Raw genomic sequence first — 23,467 nt, 5'->3', positions numbered from 1 at the left:
AAATCATTGATCGAGCAGGCCCTGCTCGCGGATGAAGCCGACCACCTCGTCCACGCCGGCGCCGGTGCGCAGGTTGGTGAACACGAATGGCCGGTTGCCGCGCTGGGCCCTGGCGTCGCGCGCCATCACGTCGAGGTCCGCCCCGACGTGCGGCGCCAGGTCGGTCTTGTTGATGATCAAGAGGTCCGAGCGCGTGATGCCCGGTCCGCCCTTGCGCGGTATCTTCTCGCCGCCGGCGACGTCGATCACGTACAGCGTCAGGTCCGACAGCTCGGGGCTGAAGGTCGCGGCCAGGTTGTCGCCGCCCGACTCGACCAGCACCAGTTCCAGCGCCGGAAAGTCGGCCTGCAGGCGCGCGATCGCTTCCAGGTTGATCGACGCGTCCTCGCGGATCGCCGTGTGCGGACAGCCGCCGGTCTCGACGCCCATCAGGCGCTCGGGCGGCAGCGCCTCGGCGCGCAGCAGGATCTCCATGTCTTCGCGCGTGTAGATGTCGTTGGTGATCACGGCCATGTCGTAATCCATGCGCATGCGCTTGCACAGCATTTCGCACAGCGCCGTCTTGCCGGAGCCGACCGGGCCGCCGATGCCGACGCGCAGGGGATTGGATGTGGAATTCGATGTCATATGTTTTCTCTTTCAGGATCGGCGATCAGGATCGATACAGCCTGCCATGCTGCACCTCGTGCCGCATCGACAGCATGGACAAGCCGGGCGACCAGTTCGACATCTGTTCGTCCTCCAGCAGACGCGCGTGTGCGCAAGCCGCTTCCAGGTCGGGGCGCAGCGACAGCAGCAGGCGCTGCCCCGCCACCTGCCCGAGCGGCACCGACTTGACGCACACCAGCACCTGGTTTTCCAGCCACGCGAACAGGAACGCCGCCAGCGCTTCCTCGTGCGGGATGTCGAGCGCGTCGACCGCGCAGGCAAACGCGGCCGGCAGCGAGGCTGCACGCTCGGCACGCCCGTCGCGCGTGTCACCGAGCAGGGCCAGCATCGACGGCTCGGCCACGCCCAGCTCGGCCAGCAGGCGGGTCAGCGAGTAGCCCATCTGGACCGTCTCGGCGCGCAGCTCGGCGGTGTCGCGCGAGGCCAGGTAGCACTCGCTCCACGCGGCCACGGCCGCCGTGTCGCGCGCGGCGAAGGCGCGCAGCAAGCGCCAGAAGATGGGCGCGTCCCACTGCGCCATGACCTCATGCAGGCAGCGCCGCATCCACGCCTGGGCGCTGGGTGGGTCGTGCACCAGGCCCTGCTCCAGCGCCGCTTCGAGTCCCTGCGAGTAACTGTAGCCGCCGATCGGCAGCGCCGGGCTGGCGAACTGCAGCAGGTGCAGCAGGCTGGCCGCGTTCATGCGTCCTGCAGCGTGGTGACGGGCGCGGTCACGCTTGCAGCCGCAGTGCCAGCGCCGGCATCGGCCGGGACCGGATCCGACGGCCGGTGGATCTTCTGGCGCAGCGGCACCGGCGCCAGCAAGCCGCGCGGCCCGTGTCCGTCATGGTGATGGTGCCCATGGCCGCCGCCTGAGTAAGCGCCCGGCTCCGGCTCGAACTTGGCCAGTTCCTGGTCGACCTGCGCGCCCAGGCCCTCGACCATCTCCTTCAACACCGGGTCGATGCGCAGGCGCAGCCAGCCCTGGCCGATCTGGACCTGGGTGTGGCGGTTGCCGAGATGGTAGGCGCAGCGCGCCAGCATGGTCGCGTCGACGCAGCGCACCAGGTAGGTCGGCTCGGGCGCCGCGACCACGCGCACCACGCGGCCGCCTTCGCCGCTCGGCTTGTCGCTGAGCAGCTCGCCGTCGCGCAGCACGGTGCCGCGCACCAGGAACAGCGCGACCTCCTCGCCCGAGGCCAGGCGCGCGCGGAAGCGGCAGCGCTCGCGCTGGTCGTAAGGCAGCACCAGCAAATCGTGAACGGTGTCGGCCTGGACGATCTTGGTATGCAGGGACAGCATGCGAACCTCTCTGTTGAAACCGGATCAGAATAGAAAATAGCGCTGGGCCAGCGGCAGCACGCTGGCCGCTTCGCACACCAGCAGCTGGCCGTCGGCGCGCACTTCATAGGTCTCGGGGTCGACCTGCATGTGGGGCGTGGCGCCGTTGTGGATCATGTCGCGCTTCCTTAACCCGCGGGTGGCGCGCACCGGGATCGCGCTCTTGTTCAAGCCGAGCTGGCGCGCCACGCCGGCATCGAAAGCGGCCTGCGAGAGGAAGGTGAACGAGGTCTTCAAACCGCCTCCGAACGCCGCGAACATCGGCCGGTAATGCACCGGCTGCGGCGTCGGGATCGAGGCGTTGGGGTCGCCCATCAGGCTGGCCGCGATGCTGCCGCCTTTCAGTATCATCGACGGCTTGACGCCAAAAAAGGCCGGGCGCCACAGCACCAGGTCGGCGATCTTGCCCGGCTCGAGCGAACCGACCGCATGCGCGATGCCGTGCGCGATGGCCGGGTTGATCGTGTACTTGGCCACGTAGCGCTTGACGCGGAAGTTGTCGTGGCGGCTTGAGTCTTCCGGCAACGACCCGCGCTGCACCTTCATCTTGTGCGCGGTCTGCCAGGTGCGCGTGATGGTCTCGCCCACGCGCCCCATGGCTTGCGAGTCGGACGACATCATCGAGATCGCGCCGATGTCGTGCAGGATGTCCTCGGCGGCGATGGTCTCGCGCCGGATGCGCGACTCGGCGAACGCCACGTCCTCGGCGATCGCCGGGTCGAGGTGGTGGCAGACCATCAGCATGTCGAGGTGCTCGTCGAGCGTGTTGACGGTGAACGGCCGGGTCGGATTGGTCGACGAGGGCAGCACGTTGTCCTGGCCGACCGCGGCGATGATGTCCGGCGCATGGCCGCCGCCCGCGCCTTCGGTGTGGAAGGTGTGGATCGTGCGGCCCTTGAAGGCGCCGAGTGTCGACTCCAGGAACCCGGCTTCGTTGAGCGTGTCCGAGTGCAGCGCGACCTGGATGTCCATGCGCTCGGCCACCGCCAGGCAATTGTCGATCGCGGCCGGCGTGGAGCCCCAGTCCTCGTGCAATTTCAGGCCGATGGCGCCGGCCCCGATCTGCTCTTCGAGCGGTCCGGGTTGGCTGACGTTGCCCTTGCCGAAAAAGCCCAGGTTCATCGGAAAGGCGTCGGCCGCGCGCAGCATCGCGTGGATGTGCCATGCGCCCGGCGTGCAGGTGGTGGCCGCGGTGCCGACCGCCGGGCCGGTGCCGCCGCCCAGCATCGTCGTCACGCCCGACATCAAGGCTTCCTCGATCTGCTGCGGGCAGATGAAGTGGATGTGGGTGTCGATGCCGCCGGCGGTGACGATCATCCCTTCGCCGGCGATGATCTCGGTGGCGCCGCCGATCGGCAGGGTCACGCCCGGCTGGATGTCCGGGTTGCCGGCCTTGCCGATGCCATGGACGCGCCCATCCTTGATGCCGATGTCGGCCTTGACGATGCCCCAGTGCTCGACGATGACGGCATTGGTGATCACGGTGTCCATCACCTCGGCGCGCAGGCGCTGCGACTGCCCCATGCCGTCGCGGATCACCTTGCCGCCGCCGAATTTGACTTCTTCGCCGTAGGCCGCGTAGTCGCGCTCGATCTCGATGACGAGGTCGGTGTCGGCCAGGCGGATGCGGTCGCCCGTGGTCGGGCCGTACATGTCGGCGTAGGCTTGCCTGCTGATGCTGACCATTTATGCGTCTCCCTGTTCAGGCAGCGGCCTATCCAGCGGCCCGTTCACGCGTCCCTGGAAGCCGTGCACCGCGCGCGCGCCCGCGAGCGCGACCAGTTCGACCGTGCGGCGCTGGCCCGGCTCGAAGCGCACGGCGGTGCCGGCGGCGATGTTCAGGCGCATGCCGCGCGCCCCCTCGCGCTCGAACTGCAGGGCGTCGTTGACTTCGTAGAAATGAAAGTGCGAACCGACCTGGATCGGTCGGTCGCCGGCGTTGGCCACCGCCACGACCAGCGTCGGGCGGCCGGCGTTGAGTTCGATCTCGCCGTCCTCGAGCAGGTATTCGCCGGGGATCATGCAAGCTCCGCCAGGGGCGTCATGGGCAACAGCGCCTTGTAGTACGTCGCCATCGCGGGCCTGGCTGCGCCCGGGGAGACGCTGTCCGGCGCTGCGCCGACGCAGGTATAGCCGTAGCCATGGTAGAGCTGCTCGGCGCCCGAGCCGGCCTCGAGGTCGAGGAACAGCAGGCCGCGTCCGAGCAGGCCGGCCTCGGCTTCGGCCGCGCGCAGCAACACGCCGCCCAGGCCGCGCCGGCGCGCATGGCGATGCACCATCAGCTGCTGCAGTTCGGCGAAACGGTGGCCGTTCGGCTGCTGGCTCAGGTCGAGCTGCACGCTGCCGAGCAGCTTGCCCTCGTGGCTGGCCGCCAGCAGCAGGCGCGTGCCGCCGGCGATCGCCGCGCCGACCTCGTCCCAATAGCGTCGCGCGGCCAGCCGGTCGATCGCGGCGTCGACGCCGAGCGGGCCGCCATCGGCGACCGCGTCCAGCAGCAGCTCGACCAGGTCGGGGCGGACTTCGTCTAGGGTGGATGCATCGAGTGCGCAGATCTTCATCATTAACCTCCAGCGTGATGGGAATCGCTCAGTGGGTCGCTTAGTAGGCTCTCAGCGGGTCGCTTAGTGGGCGCTCAGCGGGTCGCTCATGGAATCGGATCGTGGACGGTCACCAGCTTGCTGCCGTCCGGGAACGTGGCTTCGACCTGGATTTCGGGGATCATTTCCGGCACCCCGTCCATGACGTCGGCGCGCGCCAGGATGCGCGTGCCTTCGCTCATCAGTTCGGCGACGCTGCGGCCGTCGCGCGCGCCTTCCATGATCGCCGCGGTAATCAGGGCGACCGCTTCCGGATAGTTAAGCTTCAGGCCGCGCGCGCGACGGCGCTCGGCCAGCAGCGCGGCGGTGAAGATCAGCAGCTTGTCTTTTTCGCGGGGTGTCAGGTCCATGCGCTTTCCAATCAGGTATGCCAGATGCGCGGCACGACCGCCCGCATGCCGACCAGGTGCGGCCGCAACAGCGCCCAGGCGCGCAGCAGGCAGGCGCGTGCGGTTTCCGCCTCGTCGCCGAGCCAGCGTGCGACCAGCACGTTCTTGACCTGGCTGAACGCCAGGCCGGGATCGAGCGCGCGCAGCTCGGCCAGCAAGGCGGCGCTCGCCGGGCGGCCGACCGCCAGCAGCGTCGCGCACACCGGATGGCCGCCCAGGCCGAGCGGACTGTGGAGCGCGCCCTCGCCGGGTGCGCCGCCGTGCAGCACGCCCTGCTCCCACCAGATCGTGCGCCCGGCCGCGCGGATGCGCGTGCGCTGGCGTACGCGCCCGCGCGCGAAGCGCTCGCCGGCGGCGCGGCGGCCGAAGCACAGGATTTCCATGCCGAGGTAACAGGCGCCCTCGCCCAGCTCGACCTCGTGCTCGAGACGTACGTCGGCGCCCTCGTAGAAGATGGTTTCCTGCGGCAGCCACTCGAGTGCGGCGCCGGCGCCGACCTGCAGCAGCACCTGCTGGCCGGAGCCGCGGCCATTCGCGCGGTACCACTTGGCCGCGCCCGGCGTGGTCGCCAGCACCTGGGCGCCAGGGCCCTGTTCGAGCTCGATGCGCAACCCGTCGCCGCCGACCACGCCGCCGGGCGGGTGCACCAGTATCACGTGGCAGGCGCGCGGCCCCTCCGGATACAGCGCCTTTTGCACGCGCAGCGGGCCGCGGTGTTCGCGCCGCACCAGGCGCGTGGTTTCGCCGTCGCGCGCGAAGCCGAGCGCCAGGCTGGCTTGCCAGCCTGGCGGGACGTCGATACGGTCGAGATGGGTGCAATCGGGCATACCATCGATATAGCAGGATGCATGCCAGAGCGTTTGCATCCCGTCATCGCAGGCTCACCCGCTATGCGGATCGGCGGATGCGGTCGATACGGCCGATGCGTGCGCACCGTAGCGGCACGTGCGGCGACGGCGCGCACGACATTGGTGCAGCAAAAACGTGTTCAGTATCACACCGAAGAAAAAGCGGCGGAAAAGCGGAAAACAGCGGAAGCGACGCGGAAAGACACGCCGGGCGGCGCGCATGCCGCCTGCGATCGAGATCGCGGGGCGACAATAAAAAACGGCGGCGCCGGATTCACCCGCGGGCGCGGGCAGGCCGGCGGGCCGTGGCCGCTCGATCGATGACGCGAGCGGCGGCGGATCAGTAGCGGTTGCGGCGCGGCTGGCGCACCGTGCGCGTGATGCGCACCGGACGCAGGGCCTGGGCGGCGCGCTGTTCGTCCATGGCGCGCTTGAGCGCAAGCAGTTCGACGCCGATGGCGAAGGCCAGGGCGATCACGGACGCGGCTGGCAGGCCGGCGACGAACAAGACGATGGAAAGAACAGCAAGAATGATCGTACCGAAGCGGGACATGGTGACACCTTCAAAAATGATCGTCAGGTCCATCCTGCCACAGCTGGCTTTTGCTGGCAATCACGATTCGTTTGCCGTTGCGTCGCCGTGGCCTGGACCATGATGGACAGATAGGGTGCGCCGCATGGAAATCAAGACGCGGCGGTGCCGACATTTCATTGCATGGCCAATTCGACACAATTTCTTCCCGCGCGCTTGGCTCTTCTCATCGCGGCATCGACCCGCTGGGCCAGCGAATCGGCGCTCTCCTGCTCGCCCAGCTGGGCCACGCCGAGGCTGACGGTGACGTGGTCGACGCCCGGAATGACGGCCTGGGCGATCGCATGGCGGATCTTCTCGGCCACCTTCAGGCCGTCGATCGCGCTGGTGTGCGGCGCCAGGATCTGGAATTCCTGGCCGCCCGAGCGCACCAGCACGTCGCTGGTGCGCAATACGGCGCGGGTCACCTCGGCCACCGCGCGCAGCACGACGTCGCCGACCGGGTGGCCGTAGTTGTCGTTGATTGCCTTGAAACGGTCGATGTCGAAGGCGAGCAGCGCCAGCGGCACGCGGTAGCGGCGCGCGCGCCGGATCTCCTTTTCCAGCAGCTCCTCGCCGTGGCGGCGGTTGGCCACCCCGGTCAGCGCATCGACCGTTGACACATGCGTCAGGCGTGCCAGCAGCGTCTCGTTTTCCTGATGCAGCTCGGCCATGCGAAAGCCGGCGGCGGCCAGCCGTGCGATGTCGAGCAGCGTGTCCCACTCGTCGCGCGACCAGGCGCGGGCGCTGTCCATCAGCAGCGACAGCGCGCCGCGTGGCGCGCCCGGTCCGTCGGCCGGGATCGGCAAGCCGGCCGCCAGCGCCACCCCGTGCTCGCGCAGGAATACCGCCATGTCCGGCTCGCCGGCCTGGCTGGGGTCGTCCAGCAGCACCAGTTCGCCGCCGGCGGCCGCCAGCAGGCCGGGAAACGCATGGCGCAGCGGCGCCTGCAACAGGCGCTCTGTGCGCTGAAGCAGGCCGCCCAAGGCCAGTCCGGGCGCGCCGAGCTGCGCCTCGATCTGCAGGTCGCCATCAGACTGGCGCCGCAGCACGGCGGCGTGCACCACGCCGGGCCAGCTGCCCAGCGCCTCGCACAAGGCTTCGGCCAGGCGCGTCGGATCGTCCGCTTCGCGCAGCGTCGCCTGCACGCGTGCGCGCAAGGCCAGCAGGCTGCGCGCGCCCGCCAAGCCGGCGTCCGCTGGCCCGGCGGGCGCATCCAGCTGGGCCTCCACCAGCACGCGCAGGCGCTCGGGCGGCGCCGGCGTGATCGCATAATGGACGCCGTGGGCGTCCGGATCGGCGTCCGGATTGGCGCCCATGTTGGCGCCGATGCCGGCCGCCATCAGCGCCGGGATCCAGCCGGCGCTGCCGAACGGGCACAGCAACAAGGTCAGGGCGCCGGCGCGCAGCGCCACCAGCGCGGCCATCGCCTCCAGGTCGATGCCGGGCGCGAAGCGGTCCAGGTCCAGCACCAGCAGGTCGGGCTGGGCGGCCTTCACCAGGTCGGCAGCGGCGTCGATGCCGTCGGCCAGCTCGAGCCGGGCGAACAGCATTCCGCAGATGTCCTCGAATTCGGCGCGGCGCTGCGCCATCGGGCTCAGATAGACCCCGGTACTCGTCCTGCCTTCCCTGCCCTGCTGCCGCATCTTTTCGCTCCTGAGTTGCCTAACTACATAACAATTTTGCCATATCGCTCGCGCGGCGTGCGCAAATGGCTTCATGTGTGTGGAAGCGCACGGTTGGCTGCGCCGTCTGCCGGGAATACTGGCCTGATCAAAGATACGGAGGACAACATGGCAATTCAGGACGATACCGCAAACCAGCAGAAAGGCATCCAGAACCGTCAGGACCAGCTCGACGGCAGCATGCAGAAAGGCGATTCCGGCAGCAGCTCGGGCGCGGCCCAGACCGGCGTCAACCAGCCTTCCGGCGACTTCCCCGCCCAGCACCTGGCCAAGCCCGGCCTGGAAGCGCAGATGGAGCTCAAGCCGAAGTTCATGGCCGAGGGCTATAAAGGCAGCGGCAAGCTGGCCGGCCAGACCGCGATCATCACCGGCGGCGACTCCGGCATCGGCCGCTCGGTCGCGATCCTGTTCGCGCGCGAAGGCGCCGACGTCGCGATCCTCTACCTGAACGAGCACGAGGACGCGGCCGAGACCCAGCGCTACTGCGAAGCCGAGGGCACGCGCTGCGTGACCATCGCCGGCGACGTGCGCGACATGGAGTTCTGCCAGCAGGCGGTCGACCAGGTCGTGGCCAAGTTCGGGCGTCTCGACGTGCTGGTCAACAACGCGGCCTTCCAGGAACACGCCGAAACGCTGCTCGACCTGACCGAAGACCGCTTCGACATGACGATGAAGACCAATATCTACGGCTACTTCCACATGGCCAAGGCCTGCCTGCCCTACATGAAGCGCGGCGCCGCCATCGTCAACACCGGCTCGGTCACCGGCCTGAAGGGCTCCAAGAAGCTGCTCGACTACTCGACCACCAAGGGCGCGATCCACGCCTTCACGATGTCGCTGGCGGCCAACCTGCTGGACAAGGGCATCCGCGTCAACGCCGTGGCCCCGGGCCCGGTCTGGACCCCGCTCAACCCGGCCGACCAGTCGCCCGAGGAGATCACCAAGTTCGGCCAGGCTACCACCTTCGGCCGTCCGGCCCAGCCGGAAGAGCTGTCGCCGGCCTACGTCTACCTGGCCTCGAGCGTGTGCTCGGGCTACGTGACCGGGGTCGTGCTGCCGATTACGGGTTCGGTCGGCGAATAAGCGAAAGGAGACGATCATGGCGAGGAGTATGTGGAAAGGTGCGATCAGCTTCGGGCTGGTCCACATCCCGGTCGAGATGTACCCGGCGGTCAGCGACAACGGGCTCGACCTGAACATGCTCGACCGGCGCGACTTCTCGCCGATCGGCTTCAAGCGCTACAACAAGAGCACCGGCAAGGAAGTGTCGTGGGACGACATCGTCAAGGGCTACGAATACGCCTCGGGCGAGTACGTGGTACTGACCGACGAGGACCTGCGCCGCGCCAACCCGGAAGCCACGCAGACCATCGACATCCTCGCTTTTGTCAACGCCGAGCAGGTCCCGCTGATCTATTACGAGCAGCCCTACTACCTCGCCCCCGGCAAGGGCGGCGACAAGGTCTATGCGCTGCTGCGCGAGACCCTGCGCGAGGTCGGCAAGATCGGCATCGCCAACGTCGTCATCCGCGTCAAGCAGCACTTGGCGGCGCTGGTCTGCGTCGGCGACACCATCGTGCTCAACACGCTGCGCTATCCGGACGAGATCCGCCCGACCGACGAGCTGAAGATCCCCGATGAAGAGTCGAAGGCGGCCCAGGTCACCGAAAAGGAACTGCAGATGGCCAAGGCCCTGGTCGAGGGCATGAGCGAGAAGTGGAAGCCGCAGCAGTACCACGACACCTACCGCGAAGACGTCATGGCCCTGATCAAGAAGAAGATCGAGGCCAACCAGACCAAGACCCTGACCGAGCCGGAGCCGGAGCAGGACAAGCCGGCCAAGTCCAACGTGATCGACCTGGTCGCGCTGCTGCAGGCCAGCCTGGGCAAGAAGCCGGCCAAACCCGCCGCGGACGACGACGACGACGACGATCCGCCGCCGCGCAAGTCGAGGAAGCCTTCCGACGACGACGACGAGGACAGCGGCGACGCCCCGCCGCCGCGCGCGCGCAAGAGCACGGCTGCACGTGCGCCGGTCCATGCCAAGACGGCCAGCGCCGCCAAGCGCACGGGCGCCAGCGCGGCCAAGAAGACCCCCGCCGCCGCCAAGAAGGCGACGGCAGCCAGGAAAACGACCGCTGCCGCCAAGTCCGCCGCCACCGAGAAAGCGCCGGCGCGGCGCCGAAAGGCGGCCTGACGTGGATTGGAAAGATCTGATCGACCTGTTGCAATGGCCGGCGATGGCGGTCACGCTGATCGCCGGCTTCCTGGTGGCCTCGCGCCACGCGCGCACGCGCATCCTCGGCTTCTGGGCCTTCATCCTCAGCAATGCGCTTTGGGTGACCTGGGGCGTGAACGACAAGGCCTGGGCCCTGATCGCGCTGCAGGTCGGCCTGTTCGCGATGAACGTGCGCGGCATCTTCAAGAACGAGAAGGGCGCGCCGGAGGGGGCATGACGTTGGCGCCACCCGGGCGTGGCCCGGGCGCGACGGATGCCGCCGGCACGATTGCGCGCCCGCTGCTGCCGGCGTAGGCTGGCGGCGGGCATCCATATCGCAGCCACATCAAAAAGCGCGGCGCCCACGCAGGCGCCGGCGCATCGGAGACATCCATGACACCCTTTCATCGCATCCCCGCCCGGCGCGCGGGCGCACGCCCGCCTGCGTACATGGCTGCGCGCGCGTGGGCGCTCGCCACGCTGGCGGCCCTGAGCGCGTGCAGCGGCAGCGGCGGCTCCGGCGCCGCTGCCCCGATCGCCGGCACGACGCCCGCGCCCGCGCCCGCGGCCACACCCACTCCCACGGCCGCCGGCACATATGCCGCCTGCGCCGCGGCCTACCAGCCGCCGGTCGCGCAAGGCACCGGGGGCCTGCCCTTCTGCGCCAGCCTGGCCACCGCACCCGCCGCCGACGGCGCCGGCATGGAAAACGGCCAGGCCTGCCAGGTGCGGCGCGCGCCCGACATCGTCGCGGCCATGGGCCAGGGCTGGAACCTCGGCAATTCGCTCGACGCCAACGGCAACAGCGCGGCGCCGCTGCAGGATGAAACCTTTTGGGGCAACCCGAAGACCACGCAGGCCACGATCGACGCGGTGCGCAAGGCCGGTTTCACCACGCTGCGCATGCCGGTCAGCTGGGACGACCACATGAGCGGCGCCGCGCACACCATCGATCCGGCCTGGATGGACCGGGTCGAGCAGGTCGCCGACTATGCGCTGGCCGACGGCATGACGGTCATCCTCAACATCCACCACAACAACGGCTGGGAAGCGCCGACGCACGCCAACGAGGCCAACGCGAAGGACACTTTGACCAAGCTGTGGACCCAGATCGCCACGCGCTTCGCCAAGTACGACCATCGGCTGGTGTTCGAGGCGATGAACGAGCCGAGAGTCAGCGTGAACGGGGTCGACGACTGGATCGGCAAGGCCGAGTACTACGACGTGATCAATCGCCTGAACGCGGCGGCGCTGGCGGCGATCCGCGCCACCGGCGGGAACAACGCACGCCGCCTGGTGATGCTGCCGTCGTACGCGGCGGCGCCGGGCGAGCAGCAGCTGGCGCCGCTGGTGCTGCCGGCGGACCCGATGATCGCGCTCTCGAGCCACGCTTACCAGCCCTACGACTTCGCGCTGAACCAGCAGGGCAGCGCCGTGTTCACGGACACCCAGACGCTCGATGCGCTGTTCGCGCGCCTGAACACGCGCTTCGTCGCCAAGGGCATTCCGGTGGTACTGGGCGAATGGGCGTCGACCGACAAGAACAACGCGGTCGAGCGGGTCAAGCATGCGGCGTACTTCGTCAAGGGTGCGCACGCCGTCGGCATCCCGACCGTGTGGTGGGACAACGGCAACAAGGCGCTGGCGCCGGGCGGCAGCGACGTCATGGCGCTGCTGGACCGCGGCACGCTGACCTGGCTGCACCAGGACATCGTGGACGCGGTCTTCTGCTCGGCGCGGTAGGCGGCACGACAGGCAGCGCGGTAGCAGCGCCTACTTTTTGGCCGGCGCGAACCCCAGCGTCTTCATCGCCTTCGTCAGCGTGGTCGCGCTCTTGGCGTAGTCGGCCCAGGGCGTGTTGCCGGCCTCGAGCCGCTCGCCCACGGTGCGCACGGTCCAGTGCGCGCCCGAGGTCAACTGCGGCAGCTCTTCCCAGCGCACCGGCACCGAGATGCCCAGGCCAGGCCGGGTGCGCGCCGACCAGGCCGCGACCGTGGTCGCGCCGCGGCCGTTGCGCAGGTAGTCGATGAAGATGCGTCCGACCCGGTTCTTGGCGCCGCTCTTGTCCGAGAAGCGCTCGGGCAGCGTCCTGGCCAGGTGGTTCACGATCGCATGCGAGAAGTCCTTGACCGTGTCCCAGTCGAGCTTCGGCTTGATCGGCACCACCACGTGCAAGCCCTTGCCGCCGCTGGTCTTCAGGAACGCGTTCAGGCCGAGGTCGGCCAGGAAGGAGCGCATCAGCAGCGCCGCTTCCTGCACCCGCTCGAACTCGACGCCTTCGCCCGGGTCGAGGTCGAACACCATGCGGTCGGGCGTGTCGTAATGGGCGCCGGTGGCGTTCTGGCTGTGGATCTCGATCACGTTCCACTGCGCGGCCGACAGCAGGCCCTCCAGGGTGGCGATCTCGGTCATGCTCGGGTGCTCGGGGTCGAGCCTGGGGTCCATCTGCGCCACGCCCGGCATCTTGGCGGTGTCGACCACGTGCTTCTGGAAGAACAGCTCGCCGCCCACGCCTTCGGGCGCGCGCACCAGCGAGACCGGACGGTCCTTCAGGTGCGCCATCATCAATTCGCCGACCAGGGCGTAGTAGCGCACCATCTCGAGCTTGGTGACGCCGGACTCCTTGTCCATCACGCGCTCGCCGTGGGTGACCTTGAATGTCGGCGGCAGGCCGTCGGGCAGCGTCGATGCGGCCGCCTTGGTGCGGCCCTTGGCCTTCGCCGGCGCCCCTGTCGATGCCGATGCCGATGCGGTTTGCTTGTGTTCGTTCGCTGCCATCGCGCTTGCCTCCTCTGCGTGCTTGGGCCGTTCGCGCACCACGGCGCGCGCGGGCTTATCCTTGCGCAGCCCCTGGAACACCGGGTGGCGGATGATGTCGGCCGGAGTCCATTCCGAGAAGCTGACCTCGGCCACGAGTTGCGGCTTGACCCAGTGGTTGCCGCGGCCCGGCACTGCGCGCGGCGGGAACGGATTCTCGTCGCTGCCGATTGCCTCCAGCGTCTCGCGCATGTGGCGTAGCGAGGCGCCGTTGAAGCCGCTGCCGACGTGGCCGGCGTAGCGCAGCACGCCCGCGTCGTCGTAGTAGCCGAGCAGCAGCGAGCCGACGCCGACGCGCGAACCCTTCGGGTCGGTGTAGCCGCCGATGACGAATTCCTGGCGCATCCCGCACTTGAGCTTGATCCACTCGGGCGAGCGGCGCGTCACGTAGCGCGAATCGCGCCGCTTGCCGATCACGCCCTCCAGGCCGACCTGGCAGGCGGCGGCCACCAGCTGGGTCGGGTCGTCGCCGAATTCGGCGGAAAAGCGCACCATCTCCGAGGGCTTGGCGCCCAGGGCCGCCTCCAGCAGCGGGCGGCGCTCGTCCAGGCGCACGTCGCGCAAGTCGTAGCCCTTCATGTAGGGCGCGTCGAACACGAAATACACGATCTGAGCGCTGTTGGAGCCGTCGAAGGCCAGCTGCAGCAGGTTGAAGTTGGGCTTGCCGTTCTCGTCGTGCACGACGATCTCGCCGTCGTACCAGCCGTCCGGCAGCTTCATGCGCGCCAGCTCCTTCTTGAGCGGGCCGAGCTTGTCGCTCCAGTCGTTGCCGTTGCGGGTGATCAGGCGGATATCCTTGCCCTGCACGCGCGTGAGCATGCGGTAGCCGTCGAACTTGATCTCGTAGATCCAGTTCTCGGGGTCGGGCGGCGGACCGTCGACCAGCGTCGCCAGTTCGGCGTTCAGGGTCTCGGGCAGCTCGGCCTTGAGCGCGCCCGCGGGCATCGCCCCGCGCCGGCCGGGGCTTTTGGCAACAGCCTTGGTGGCAGTCTTGGCGGCGGATTCGGCGGCCGGCATCGGCAGGTCCTTGACGCTGTCGGGGAACTGGTCGACCACCGAGAATTCGGACGCCGGGCGCGCATACTCGTCGGTTTCCTTGATGAGCAGCCAGGGTTCCTGCTTGTCGTCGTCATGGCCGCGCAGGCGCACCAGCACCCAGCGCCCATGCATCTTGTGGCCGTGCATCTCGAACTTGATTTCGCCCTTGGCATAACCCTGGCGCGGGTCGCCCAGCGGGGTCCAGGTGCCCTTGTCCCAGACGATCACTTCGCCGGCGCCGTACTGGTGCGGCGGGATCGTGCCTTCGAAGTCGGAGTAGGAGATCGGGTGGTCCTCGACGTGCACGGCCATGCGTTTGTCGTGGGTGTCGTAGCTCGGGCCCTTGGGCACGGCCCAGCTTTTCATGCTGCCGTCCAGCTCGAGCCGGAAGTCGTAGTGCAGGCGCGTGGCCCAGTGCTTCTGGATCACGAAAGTCAGCGCGCCGGTGCTCGGCGCGCCGCCCTCCGCGGGTTCGGACGTGATCGAAAAATCGCGTTTGGCTTTGTACAGCTTGAGGGCGTCGGACATGGCATCACCTGGTTTGCGCAGTGTGATGCCAGCTTAGGACGATGTTAGGTGCCCGACTGTACGCCAGTTAACTATCTGCCATCGACGCTTATTTACGCTCGCCCGCGCTCTTGTCGCGCGCCGCGCGGAACTCCGAGTCCGACGACCAGTTCGGCCAGGTCGGGGAGTTCGCCAGGTCGTTGCCGACCGCGTACAGGATGCCCAGGTCGCGCGCCATGCCGGTGAACGGCCAGTCGGCATGGAACTCGTCCGACGGCTGGTGGTAGTTGGCGCTGGTGTAGGCGTCGTGATGGGCCTTGCCGGCCGCGGCGCTGCCCTGCTCCAGCTCCTGGCCCGACTCGAACGACAGCGCCGGCACGCCGTGCTTGGCGAACGAGAAGTGGTCGGAACGGAAGAAGCTGCCGGCTTCCGGACGCGGGTCCGGGCTGAAATGCAGGCCGGCGGTCTTGGCCTTGGCGACCAGGTCGTCGAGCAGCTGGAACTTGGCGTTGCCCGAGATCGAGAAGTCGCGCGCCGGGCCGTACGGGTCGAGCGCATCCATGTTGATCACGCCGGCGGTCTTGGCCAGCGGGTACAGCGGGTTGGCGCCGTAGTACTCGGAACCGAGCAGGCCCTTCTCTTCGGCGGTCACGGCCAGGAACACCACGCTGCGCTGCGGCTGCGGCGCCTTGGCGAAAACGCGTCCCAGTTCCAGCAGCGCGGCGGTGCCGGTGGCGTTGTCGATCGCGCCGTTGTAGATCTTGTCGCCCTTCGCGTCCGGCAGGCCGATGCCGAGGTGGTCCCAGTGCGCCGAATAGATCACGGTCTGGTCCGGGTGCGCGCTGCCTTCGCGGATCGCCACCACGTTCTTCGAGGTGATGACCTGGGCGTCGACCGCGTAGTGGGCCGACATCGTCACGCCTTTGAGTTCGACCGGCTTGAAGTCGCGCGACTGCGCGGTTTTCTTGAGCGCGTCGAAATCCAGGCCGGCATCCTTGAACAGCCGGGTCGCGACGTCGCGCTGGATCCAGGCTTCGACCGGGGCATGGGCCTGGGTCGGGTTCTGGCGCACGATGTCGAACTGGGCGTTGGTGTTCGAGTTCTTGACCGTGTTCCAGCCGTAGGACGCGGGCGCGGTCTCGTGCACGATCAGCGTGCCCAGCGCACCGCGCTTGGCCATCTCTTCGAACTTGTAGGTCCAGCGGCCGTAGTAGGTCATCGCCTTGCCGCCGAAGTCGCCCTGGCCGGTCTCGAAGTCCGGGTCGTTGATCAGGACCACGGCCAGCTTGCCCTTCAGGTCCATGCCCTTGAAGTCGTCCCACTTGCGCTCCGGCGCGGTCACGCCGTAGCCGACGAACACCAGCGGCGCATTCTTGAAGTCGACCAGGCGCATGTTGTTCATGGCGGCGCGAAACGCCACGTCCTCGCCCTGGCGCAGCTTCTGCGAGCCCTTGCCGTCGGTGACCGAGATGTCGACCGGGCCCTGGATCTCGAAGCGGCCCAGCGGCACGTCCTGGGTCCAGCTGCGCTTGCCGCCCACCAGGTCGCCGCCCGGCTTCAGGCCGGCCTCGCTGAACTGCTTGATCAGGTAGGCGACGGTCTTGGTTTCGCCGGCGGTGTTCGGGCCGCGGCCTTCGAAGGCGTCGGACGACAGCACCTTGGTGTCTTCGGCCAGGTGCTTGGGATCAATGTGGGCGGCGCCGTTACCGGCAACGGGAGTATTGGCGGGCGTGGCGGCCTGGGCGCAGAAAGCGGCGGCGGCAGCGGCCAGGGCGAGCAGTGCGAAAGCGGGTTTTCTCACGGGGTTCTCTTGGCTTCGATAGTTGTGATGGTCGCGGCCTGGATCGGGCAGCGCCGCCACAGCGTAGTTCTGAAATATCCCGCTGTCAACATTGGCACGATTGCAGTGCGCCGGGTGTTTCCAGCTCGACAAATCTCATCTATATTGAATACCGCCGTATTCCCACCCTGACCAAAGAGGTTCCATGAAGCCTGCCGCACGTCTCGCCCTGCCCGCTGCCCTGGGCGCCGCCCTCGCCCTGTCCACCCTGCCCGCCCTGGCCCAGACCGGCGCCGCCGCTAGTGCGACGACGAGTACCGCGTCGAACGCCGCCGCCGATCCGGTCGCCACCCTGGTCGGGCAGCTCGACCTGGCGCGCTACAAGGCGACGATCAAGGAACTGACCCGCTTCGGCGACCGCCAGCAAGGCACCGCGCGCAACCGCCAGGCGATCGACTGGATCGAGGCCCAGCTGAAATCCTATGGCTGCGCGACCGAACGCATCCGTTACGAGTACAAGCCGGGCCCGCGCGTGGCCGGCGCGCGCGCGCCCACGCAAAGCGGCATGCGCGGCGGCCCGGCCGGCGTCGGCGGCAGCACGCTGTTCGGCACGGTCGCACCGACCGGCGTCAACAAGGATCCGATGGCCCAGCCCGACGCGCGCCTGCGCGCGCTGAACGCCGAGCAGCCCGATCCGGCCGGCGGCCCGCGCGAGGAAGTCTATTGCACCAAGGTCGGCAGCAGCCATCCGGAGGAAATGTACATCGTCGCCGCCCACATGGATGGCCTGGGCTATGGCGAAGGCGCCAACGACAACGGTTCGGGCACGGCGCTCGTGATGGAGCTGGCGCGCATCCTGAACGCGCCCGGCGTCAGCCTTGAGCGCACCGTCCGCTTCGCGTTGTGGAACAACGAAGAGACCGGCCTGAACGGCGCCACCGCCTACGTCGAGCAGCGCAAGGCCCTGCAGGGCATCGAGTCGCCCAAGGGCTCGGGCAAGTATCCGGAACCGCGCTGGCTGGGCATGATCCAGCACGACATGATGATGTACGACCACGGCATGCCCGTGCCGCAGGTCGACGCCGCCGGCAAGCCGGTGCTGGACGCGCACGGCAGGCAGGTGATCGCCCCGCCGGCGCAGCAGCGGCGCGAAGCCGACGTCAACATCGAGTTCCAGTCCGACTCCAAGCAGATGGAGGGTTCGCAAAAGCTGGCCTGGGTTCTGCACGCGGCGAACAACCGGTACGCATCGCGCTACCCGGCCACGGTCGGACCGCACATGACCCACACCGACTCGGCGCCGTTCATGGACCTGGTCCCGTCGATCTCGCTGCGCGAGAACGAGCGCGGCCAGCAGATCGGCGCCGGCTGGAACCCGCACTGGCACCAGCCGACGGACCTGTTCTCGACCTATAGCGACGACGACTTCATGCTGGGGCTGAACGCGGCGCAGACCACGCTGGCGGGGGTAGCGAGGCTGGCGGGGGCGCGCGTTTCGCCTTGAGCGCAGACGCTTTGTAAGCGGATGTAAAACGCTGTCAACGGAACGCGGACGGGGCGCGTTTTTGGACCAGTAGCACGGAACATCCGGCTACATACCAAAAACTGACCTGAAGGAATAACGCCATGAGCAAAATCGCTGCTGCCCTGATCGCCGGCCTGTTCGCCACCTCGGCTTTTGCCGCACAGACGACGGCGCCCGCCACCCATGCGGAAGCCAAGGCCGACAAGAAAGTCGCCAAGGCCGAAGCCAAGGAAGCCAAGGCAGATGCCAAGGCCGACGCCAAGGTAGAGAAGAAAGCCGCCGACGCCAACGCGGACGTCGCCGTCGCCAAGGCCGACGCCTCCAAGACCAAGGCCAAGGCCCACAAGAAAACCGAAAAAGCCAAAGCGGATGCAACCGCTGCAGAAAAGACCGACGCAGCAAAATAATCGGCTCGAGCCCCACTCGATTCGAAAAGACAGGGTCCGCCCTGTCTTTTTTTATGCTCGTCTAGAATAGCGGCTCCATCCTCCTCCGCGACGACCGCCATGCACGATATCGTTTTTCTGGACCGCGACAGCCTCCACGCCACCGTTCGCCCGCCGGCTTTTGCCCACCGCTGGCGCGACTATTCGGCCACCGGCGCGGACCAGGTGGTCGAACGGCTGCAGGGCGCGAGCATCGCCATCACCAACAAGGTGCCGATCCGGCTTGACGCGATCGCCCGGCTGCCCGCGCTGAAGATGATCGCCGTGGCCGCCACCGGCACCGACAACGTCGACCTGGCCGCCTGCCGCGCACGCGGGATCGCGGTAGCCAACATCCGCGACTATTCGGTGGTCTCGGTGCCCGAGCACACCTTTGCGCTGATGCTGGCGGTGCGGCGCAGCCTGCGGGCGTATGCCGCCGACGTCGACGCCGGCCTGTGGCAACGCTCGACCCGCTTCTGCCTGCTGGACCACCCGATCGGCGACCTGGCCGGCAGCCGCCTCGGCATCGTCGGCTACGGCGCGCTGGGCCGGCGCGTGGCGCAGATCGCGCGCGCCTTCGGCATGGAAGTCGTGGTCCACTCGCGCTCGCGCATCGACAATGCGGACGATCCCCAGGTAACGCAGGTGCCGCTGGACGAGCTGCTGCGCATCGCCGACGTGGTCAGCCTGCACCTGCCGCTCAGCGATGCCACGCGCCACATGATCGGCGAGCGCGAACTGGCGACGATGCGCAGGAACGCCATCCTGATCAACACGGCGCGCGGCGGCCTGGTCGACGAGGCGGCGCTGGCCGAGGCGCTGACGAAGGGCGTGATCGCCGGCGCCGGCTTCGACGTGCTCAGCAAGGAGCCGCCCGCGCCCGACAACCCGCTGCTCAAGCTGCGCCTGCCGAACTTCGTGCTGACCCCGCACGTCGCCTGGGCCAGCGCCGGTGCGATGCAGACGCTGGCCGACATGCTGGTCGATAACCTCGAGGCCTGGGTGGCGGGCAAGCCGAGCAACCTGGTCTGAGCCCGGGGTCCAGGCTCAGGCCGCATCCTGCGGCAGGCCCGGTGGCGCCGTGTCCGGCGCGCGCAGCGGCAGCTCGAGGATGAACACCGTTCCCTGCCCCGGGCTGCTCTCGACCCGGATCGTCCCGCCCAGCAGCGTGGTGACCAGGTTGTAGGCGATGTTCAGCCCGAGCCCGTTGCCGCCCTGCCCCATGCGCGTGGTGAAGAAGGGGTCGAAGATGCGCGACAGGTGCTCGCCCGGGATGCCGCGGCCGTCGTCGGCGAACTGGATGCGCACCTGGCCGCTGCCCAGTTCCACCGCCGACAGCGCCATGCGTCCGCCCGGCGCATCGAAGGCGTGCAGCATCGCGTTGTTGATGAAGTTGATCAGCACCTGGCCAAGCGGGCCGGGATAGCTGTCCATCCGGATGTCCGGGCCGACCCGCAATTCGAGCGTGTGGCCGGCGCGGCGCACCTGGTTCATCATCGTCGCGGCGATTTCCTGGCAGGCGCGCGCCAGGTCGAAGCGGCGGCGCTGGCGGCTGCCCTGGTCGACCGAGACCTGGCGGAAGCTGTCGACCAGGTCGGCGGCCGCGTGCAGGCTGCGCATGATCAGGCTGGTGGCTTCGCGGTCGGCGGCGATCCACGCTTCCAGTTCCGACTTCTTGAGCTGGTTGCCGGCGAAGCGCGCCGCCATCGTCTCGGTTTTTTCGTGCAGCGTGCTGGCCATCAGGAGGCTGTTGCCGATCGGGGTGTTCAGCTCGTGCGCCACGCCGGCCACCAGCGCGCCGAGCGAGGCCAGCTTCTCGCTCGCGGCCAGCTGGGCCTGGGTCTCCTTCAGGCGCCGGTAGGCATCGGCGTTGTCGAGCGCCACGCCGACGTAGGCCGCCAGGGTGCTCAGCATGTCGAGCTGCACGTGGCGGTAGGCGTTCGTGCGCGGGCTTTGCACCGAGATCATGCAGAGCACGCGCGCGCCGACCATGACCGGCACGAACAGCAGCGAGCACGAGGCCGGCGCGCGCGCGGGATCGCCCAGGTAGCGCGGGTATTCCAGCGCGAGGTCGTCGACCAGCATCTCTTCGCCGGTCGCCAGGCAGTGCTCGCCCAGGCGCAGCACGGGCTCGGAAAAATCGGCGGCTTCGGCGCGCACGCCGCCGCGCATCACGTAGCGATAGTCGACCCGGCCCGTTTCCACCGCCACGCCGACCGCGAACACGTCGGCGTCCATCAGCTGGCGCACCTGGGCGTGCACGTTGGCCATGATCGCCTCGCCGTCCAGGTTGGCGGTCAGTTCGCGCCCGAAGTCGGACAACAGCGCGATGTTGCGGCGCGCTTCTTCCACCGCTTCCCTCTGCGCATCGGCTTCCTGCTTGCGCCGCTCGGCGTGTTCCTTCTGCAGCACCAGTTCGGCCGTGCGCATGCCGACCTGGCGCTCGAGGCGCTCCTTTTGCTGCACCAGCGCGCGCACGCGCAAGCGGTAGATGCCGGCGCCGCCGCCCAGCACGCACGCCAGCGTCGCCAGCCGGAACCACCAGGTCTTCCACAACGGCGGCGCGATCGTGATCGCCAGCCTGGCCGGCTGTTCGCTCCACAGTCCATCCTTGTTGGCGGCGCGCACCTCGAACACGTAGCTGCCGGGATCGAGGTTGGTGTAGGTGGCGAAACGCTTGCCGGCGTCGGTCTCGGTCCAGTCGCGGTCGAAGCCGCGCAGGCGGTAGGCGTAGCGGTTGGCGCGCGGATCGGCGTAATGCAGCGCAGCGAACTCCAGCGTGAACACCGAATCGCGCCAGGACAGCGCCACCGTGCGCGCCATGCCGGCCTGGCCGACCAGCGCACGCGGCCTGTTCAAGACCTGGAAGCCGGTGATGATCACGGTCGGCGGAAAGGGGTTGTCGCGCACTTCGTCGGGCCGGAATGAGGTCATCCCGTTGACGCCGCCGAAATGCAGCTCGCCGTCCGGCCCGGCCGCGGCCGAGCCGACGATGAAGGTGCCGTCGATCAGCCCGTCCTTGGCGCTGTAGTTCTTGAAGCGCGCCGTGACCGGGTCGATGCGGGTCAGGCCACCCATGGTGCTGGCCCAGATCCGTCCCTTGTCGTCTTCCAGCATCGCGCCGATCGGGCCCTGGTCGGCGCCGCCGGCGACCGGAAACAGCACGAAGCCGACGCTGCCGTCCTTGCGCCGCTCGAGCCGGTGCAGGCCGCCGGCGCTGCCGACCCACAGATCGCCGCGCGCCGATTCGTACAGGTCGTAGATGCGGTTGTGGCGCAGGCTGGACGGGTTGCCCGGCTCATGGCGGAAATGGGTGAACCGGCCGCTGGCGGGGTCCAGGCGATCCAGGCCGTTCTCGGTGCCGACCCAGATTGCACCGTGGCGGTCTTCGAGCAGGGCGAAAGCGTAGTTTTCGCCGAGGCTGGACGGGTCCAGTGGGTCGTGGCGCCAGGTGCGCGCCGGGCGGCCGTCGGCGTCCAGCATGATCAAGCCGCCGCGGGTCGCGACCCACAGCCGTCCGAGGTGGTCCAGCATCAGAGCCTGGACGTAGGTCGCCCCCGCACCCAGGTCGCCGGTGCCCAGCGCGACCGCGGTAAAGCGTCCGCTGGCCGGGTCGCGCCAGGACAGGCCGGACGGGGTGCCGACCCACAGGCGCGCGCGCCCGGGCTTGAGCGCGGTGACGAAATCGTCGGGCAGGCTGCCCTGGTCGCGCGGGTCGTGGCGGAAATGCTCGACCCGGCCGCTGCCCGGCGCCAGGTGCAGCAAACCGGTGCCGCCGGTGCCCAGCCACAGGCGGCCATCGGTGTCGGCGGCGATCGTGCGCACCTTGCGCACGCCGCCCTGTTCGTCCTGCCCCGGCAGCGCCGAAAAACGCTCGAAGCCGCCGCTGGCGAGGTCGGCCCGGTTGACGCCGCCCAGGCTGGTGCCGACCCACAGCGTGCCGGTGCGGTCGACCCAGATCGCGCTGACCTGGTTGTCCGACAGCGAATGGCGGTCGAGCGGCTGGTTGGCATAGCCGATGAAGCGCCCGCTGACCGGGTCGCGCCACTTCAGGCCCTCCAGGTCGGTACCGACCCAGAGGTTGTTGCCGCGGTCATGGTACAGCCTGGCGACGCGGGTCGCGCTCATGCCTTGCTCGGGGCCGACGCGGCGGCGCTCGGGTGCGCCCTCCCCGATGCGCCAGGCCTCGAGGCCGGCGCCGGTGCCGATCCACAAGGTGTCGCGCGGTCCCATCGACAGCGCCAGCACGCTGTTGGCGCCGACCTCGAAATGCTCGAAACGGTCGGCCCCGGGATCGAGGCGGTCGAGTCCGGTGCTGGCGCCAACCCACAACGCGCCGCGCGGGTCGAGCGCCAGCGCGGTGACGCGGTCGTCGTGCAGGCTGGCGCGGTCGCGCCCATCGTGGCGCCAGGTGCGCAGGCGGCCACTGTCGGGGTCGACGTGGACCAGTCCGTCGCCGGTGCCGATCCACAGTCCGCCGTTGCGGTCGCCGACGATCGCCGTGACGGCGGGGTTGCGCGTGGCGCGTTCGCCGGTCGACGCCAGCGGATAGCGCACGAAGGTCTCGCTGGCGGCGTCGAAGCGCACCAGCCCGCCGCGCGTGCCGAACCACAGGCGCCCGGCATCGTCCTCGTAAGCCGCCTGGACGTAATTGTCGACCAGGCTGCGCGGATCGGCCGGATCGTTGCGGAACACGCGCGCGCGATAGCCGTCGAAGCGCGCCAGGCCGCCCTGGGTGCCGAACCACATGAAGCCGGTGCGGTCCTGCAGGACGGTGTTCACCGATTCCTGCGGCAAACCCTCTTCCAGGCCGATGCGCTCGAAACGCAGCGTGCGCGGCGTAGCGGCGTGGGCGGCGCCGGGCCAGGCCAGGGCCAGCAGCAGGACGGCGAAGGTCGCGAAGGTCGCCAACGTCGCCAGCAGCGCACCGGTCAGCCATCCCGGCCGCGCCTGGAACAAGCCTGGGTGCGTCGGCAGCGGGTGGGAAGACGGGATGGGCGCGGGCCGGCGCTGCGCGGGATGGAACAGGAAGGACATATGCTCGAGTTTCCGGAAGACACTGGTTAATCTACCAG

21 protein-coding genes are annotated in these 23,467 nt (G+C 68.8%); 8 read left to right on the top strand and 13 right to left on the bottom strand.

Features of this window, described 5'->3' with window-relative positions:
* Positions 1-3: 3 nt before the first annotated feature.
* From ureG to FA90_RS04335, 8 genes are all read right to left on the bottom strand, one after another.
* Positions 4-627, bottom strand: a complete 624-nt coding sequence (gene ureG / locus FA90_RS04370; RefSeq protein ID WP_036166307.1) for an urease accessory protein UreG — start codon at positions 625-627, stop codon at positions 4-6.
* Positions 628-652: 25 nt separating this feature from the next.
* A complete protein-coding gene (locus FA90_RS04365) occupies positions 653-1,351 on the bottom strand; it encodes an urease accessory protein UreF (RefSeq protein ID WP_036166304.1) in 699 nt (232 codons plus the stop codon).
* Complete coding sequence (gene ureE / locus FA90_RS04360; protein WP_081933638.1) at positions 1,348-1,950, bottom strand: urease accessory protein UreE; 603 nt, start codon at positions 1,948-1,950, stop codon at positions 1,348-1,350. Before ureE ends, FA90_RS04365 begins: the two co-directional genes overlap by 4 nt.
* Positions 1,951-1,974: 24 nt before the next feature.
* On the bottom strand, positions 1,975-3,675 hold the full coding sequence (gene ureC, locus FA90_RS04355) for an urease subunit alpha (RefSeq protein ID WP_036166301.1): 1,701 nt from the start codon (positions 3,673-3,675) through the stop codon (positions 1,975-1,977).
* Entirely contained in the window at positions 3,676-4,011 is a 336-nt protein-coding gene (locus tag FA90_RS04350; protein WP_036166298.1) for an urease subunit beta, read from the bottom strand.
* The gene (locus tag FA90_RS04345) at positions 4,008-4,550 is read right to left on the bottom strand and encodes a GNAT family N-acetyltransferase (RefSeq protein WP_051971413.1); all 543 of its coding nucleotides are present in this window, start codon (positions 4,548-4,550) and stop codon (positions 4,008-4,010) included. Before FA90_RS04345 ends, FA90_RS04350 begins: the two co-directional genes overlap by 4 nt.
* Positions 4,551-4,633: 83 nt before the next feature.
* Positions 4,634-4,936: an urease subunit gamma gene (locus tag FA90_RS04340; protein ID WP_036166296.1), complete on the bottom strand. Its 303-nt coding sequence runs from the start codon at positions 4,934-4,936 to the stop codon at positions 4,634-4,636.
* 11 nt (positions 4,937-4,947) lie between these two features.
* Positions 4,948-5,802, bottom strand: a complete 855-nt coding sequence (locus tag FA90_RS04335) for an urease accessory protein UreD (RefSeq protein WP_156116584.1) — start codon at positions 5,800-5,802, stop codon at positions 4,948-4,950.
* 21 nt (positions 5,803-5,823) lie between these two features.
* Between FA90_RS04335 and FA90_RS26195 the strand changes: the two genes are divergently transcribed.
* The gene (locus FA90_RS26195) at positions 5,824-6,147 is read left to right on the top strand and encodes a hypothetical protein (RefSeq protein WP_197065242.1); all 324 of its coding nucleotides are present in this window, start codon (positions 5,824-5,826) and stop codon (positions 6,145-6,147) included.
* Between the two features lie 16 nt (positions 6,148-6,163).
* Here FA90_RS26195 and FA90_RS26190 read toward each other — a convergent pair whose 3' ends face one another.
* Positions 6,164-6,409, bottom strand: coding sequence for a hypothetical protein (locus FA90_RS26190; protein WP_156116582.1), 246 nt, complete (start codon positions 6,407-6,409; stop codon positions 6,164-6,166).
* Between the two features lie 122 nt (positions 6,410-6,531).
* Positions 6,532-8,040 carry a GGDEF domain-containing protein gene (locus tag FA90_RS04330; protein WP_036166292.1) on the bottom strand — a complete coding sequence of 503 codons (1,509 nt, stop codon included), beginning with the start codon at positions 8,038-8,040 and terminating at the stop codon, positions 6,532-6,534.
* Positions 8,041-8,187: 147 nt separating this feature from the next.
* Between FA90_RS04330 and FA90_RS04325 the strand changes: the two genes are divergently transcribed.
* The 4 genes from FA90_RS04325 to FA90_RS04310 all read left to right on the top strand — a co-directional run bounded on the left by FA90_RS04325 (position 8,188) and on the right by FA90_RS04310 (position 12,040).
* Positions 8,188-9,162 (top strand): SDR family oxidoreductase, encoded by a 975-nt coding sequence (locus FA90_RS04325; protein ID WP_036166288.1) that lies wholly within the window; start codon positions 8,188-8,190, stop codon positions 9,160-9,162.
* Between the two features lie 16 nt (positions 9,163-9,178).
* Positions 9,179-10,276 (top strand): Ku protein, encoded by a 1,098-nt coding sequence (locus tag FA90_RS04320; RefSeq protein WP_036166286.1) that lies wholly within the window; start codon positions 9,179-9,181, stop codon positions 10,274-10,276.
* A gap of 1 nt (position 10,277) precedes the next feature.
* Positions 10,278-10,535 (top strand): hypothetical protein, encoded by a 258-nt coding sequence (locus FA90_RS04315; protein WP_036166284.1) that lies wholly within the window; start codon positions 10,278-10,280, stop codon positions 10,533-10,535.
* A gap of 155 nt (positions 10,536-10,690) precedes the next feature.
* Positions 10,691-12,040: a glycoside hydrolase family 5 protein gene (locus FA90_RS04310; RefSeq protein WP_156116581.1), complete on the top strand. Its 1,350-nt coding sequence runs from the start codon at positions 10,691-10,693 to the stop codon at positions 12,038-12,040.
* 30 nt (positions 12,041-12,070) lie between these two features.
* Here the strand turns inward: FA90_RS04310 and ligD are convergent, their stop codons facing one another.
* Entirely contained in the window at positions 12,071-14,680 is a 2,610-nt protein-coding gene (gene ligD / locus FA90_RS04305; protein ID WP_036166281.1) for a DNA ligase D, read from the bottom strand.
* Between the two features lie 88 nt (positions 14,681-14,768).
* Entirely contained in the window at positions 14,769-16,460 is a 1,692-nt protein-coding gene (locus FA90_RS04300) for a M28 family metallopeptidase (protein ID WP_081933637.1), read from the bottom strand.
* A gap of 184 nt (positions 16,461-16,644) precedes the next feature.
* Between FA90_RS04300 and FA90_RS04295 the strand changes: the two genes are divergently transcribed.
* The 3 genes from FA90_RS04295 to FA90_RS04285 all read left to right on the top strand — a co-directional run bounded on the left by FA90_RS04295 (position 16,645) and on the right by FA90_RS04285 (position 19,424).
* Positions 16,645-17,943, top strand: coding sequence for a M20/M25/M40 family metallo-hydrolase (locus tag FA90_RS04295; protein WP_036166278.1), 1,299 nt, complete (start codon positions 16,645-16,647; stop codon positions 17,941-17,943).
* Between the two features lie 122 nt (positions 17,944-18,065).
* Positions 18,066-18,371, top strand: a complete 306-nt coding sequence (locus tag FA90_RS04290; RefSeq protein ID WP_036166275.1) for a hypothetical protein — start codon at positions 18,066-18,068, stop codon at positions 18,369-18,371.
* 99 nt (positions 18,372-18,470) lie between these two features.
* Positions 18,471-19,424, top strand: a complete 954-nt coding sequence (locus FA90_RS04285; protein ID WP_036166272.1) for a D-2-hydroxyacid dehydrogenase — start codon at positions 18,471-18,473, stop codon at positions 19,422-19,424.
* Between the two features lie 15 nt (positions 19,425-19,439).
* Here FA90_RS04285 and FA90_RS04280 read toward each other — a convergent pair whose 3' ends face one another.
* Positions 19,440-23,429 carry a two-component regulator propeller domain-containing protein gene (locus tag FA90_RS04280; RefSeq protein WP_081933636.1) on the bottom strand — a complete coding sequence of 1,330 codons (3,990 nt, stop codon included), beginning with the start codon at positions 23,427-23,429 and terminating at the stop codon, positions 19,440-19,442.
* Positions 23,430-23,467: the final 38 nt, after the last annotated feature.

This window comes from Massilia sp. 9096, from assembly GCF_000745265.1.
Lineage (GTDB): Bacteria > Pseudomonadota > Gammaproteobacteria > Burkholderiales > Burkholderiaceae_D > Telluria.
This window is presented reverse-complemented; position numbering and strand designations above follow the sequence as displayed.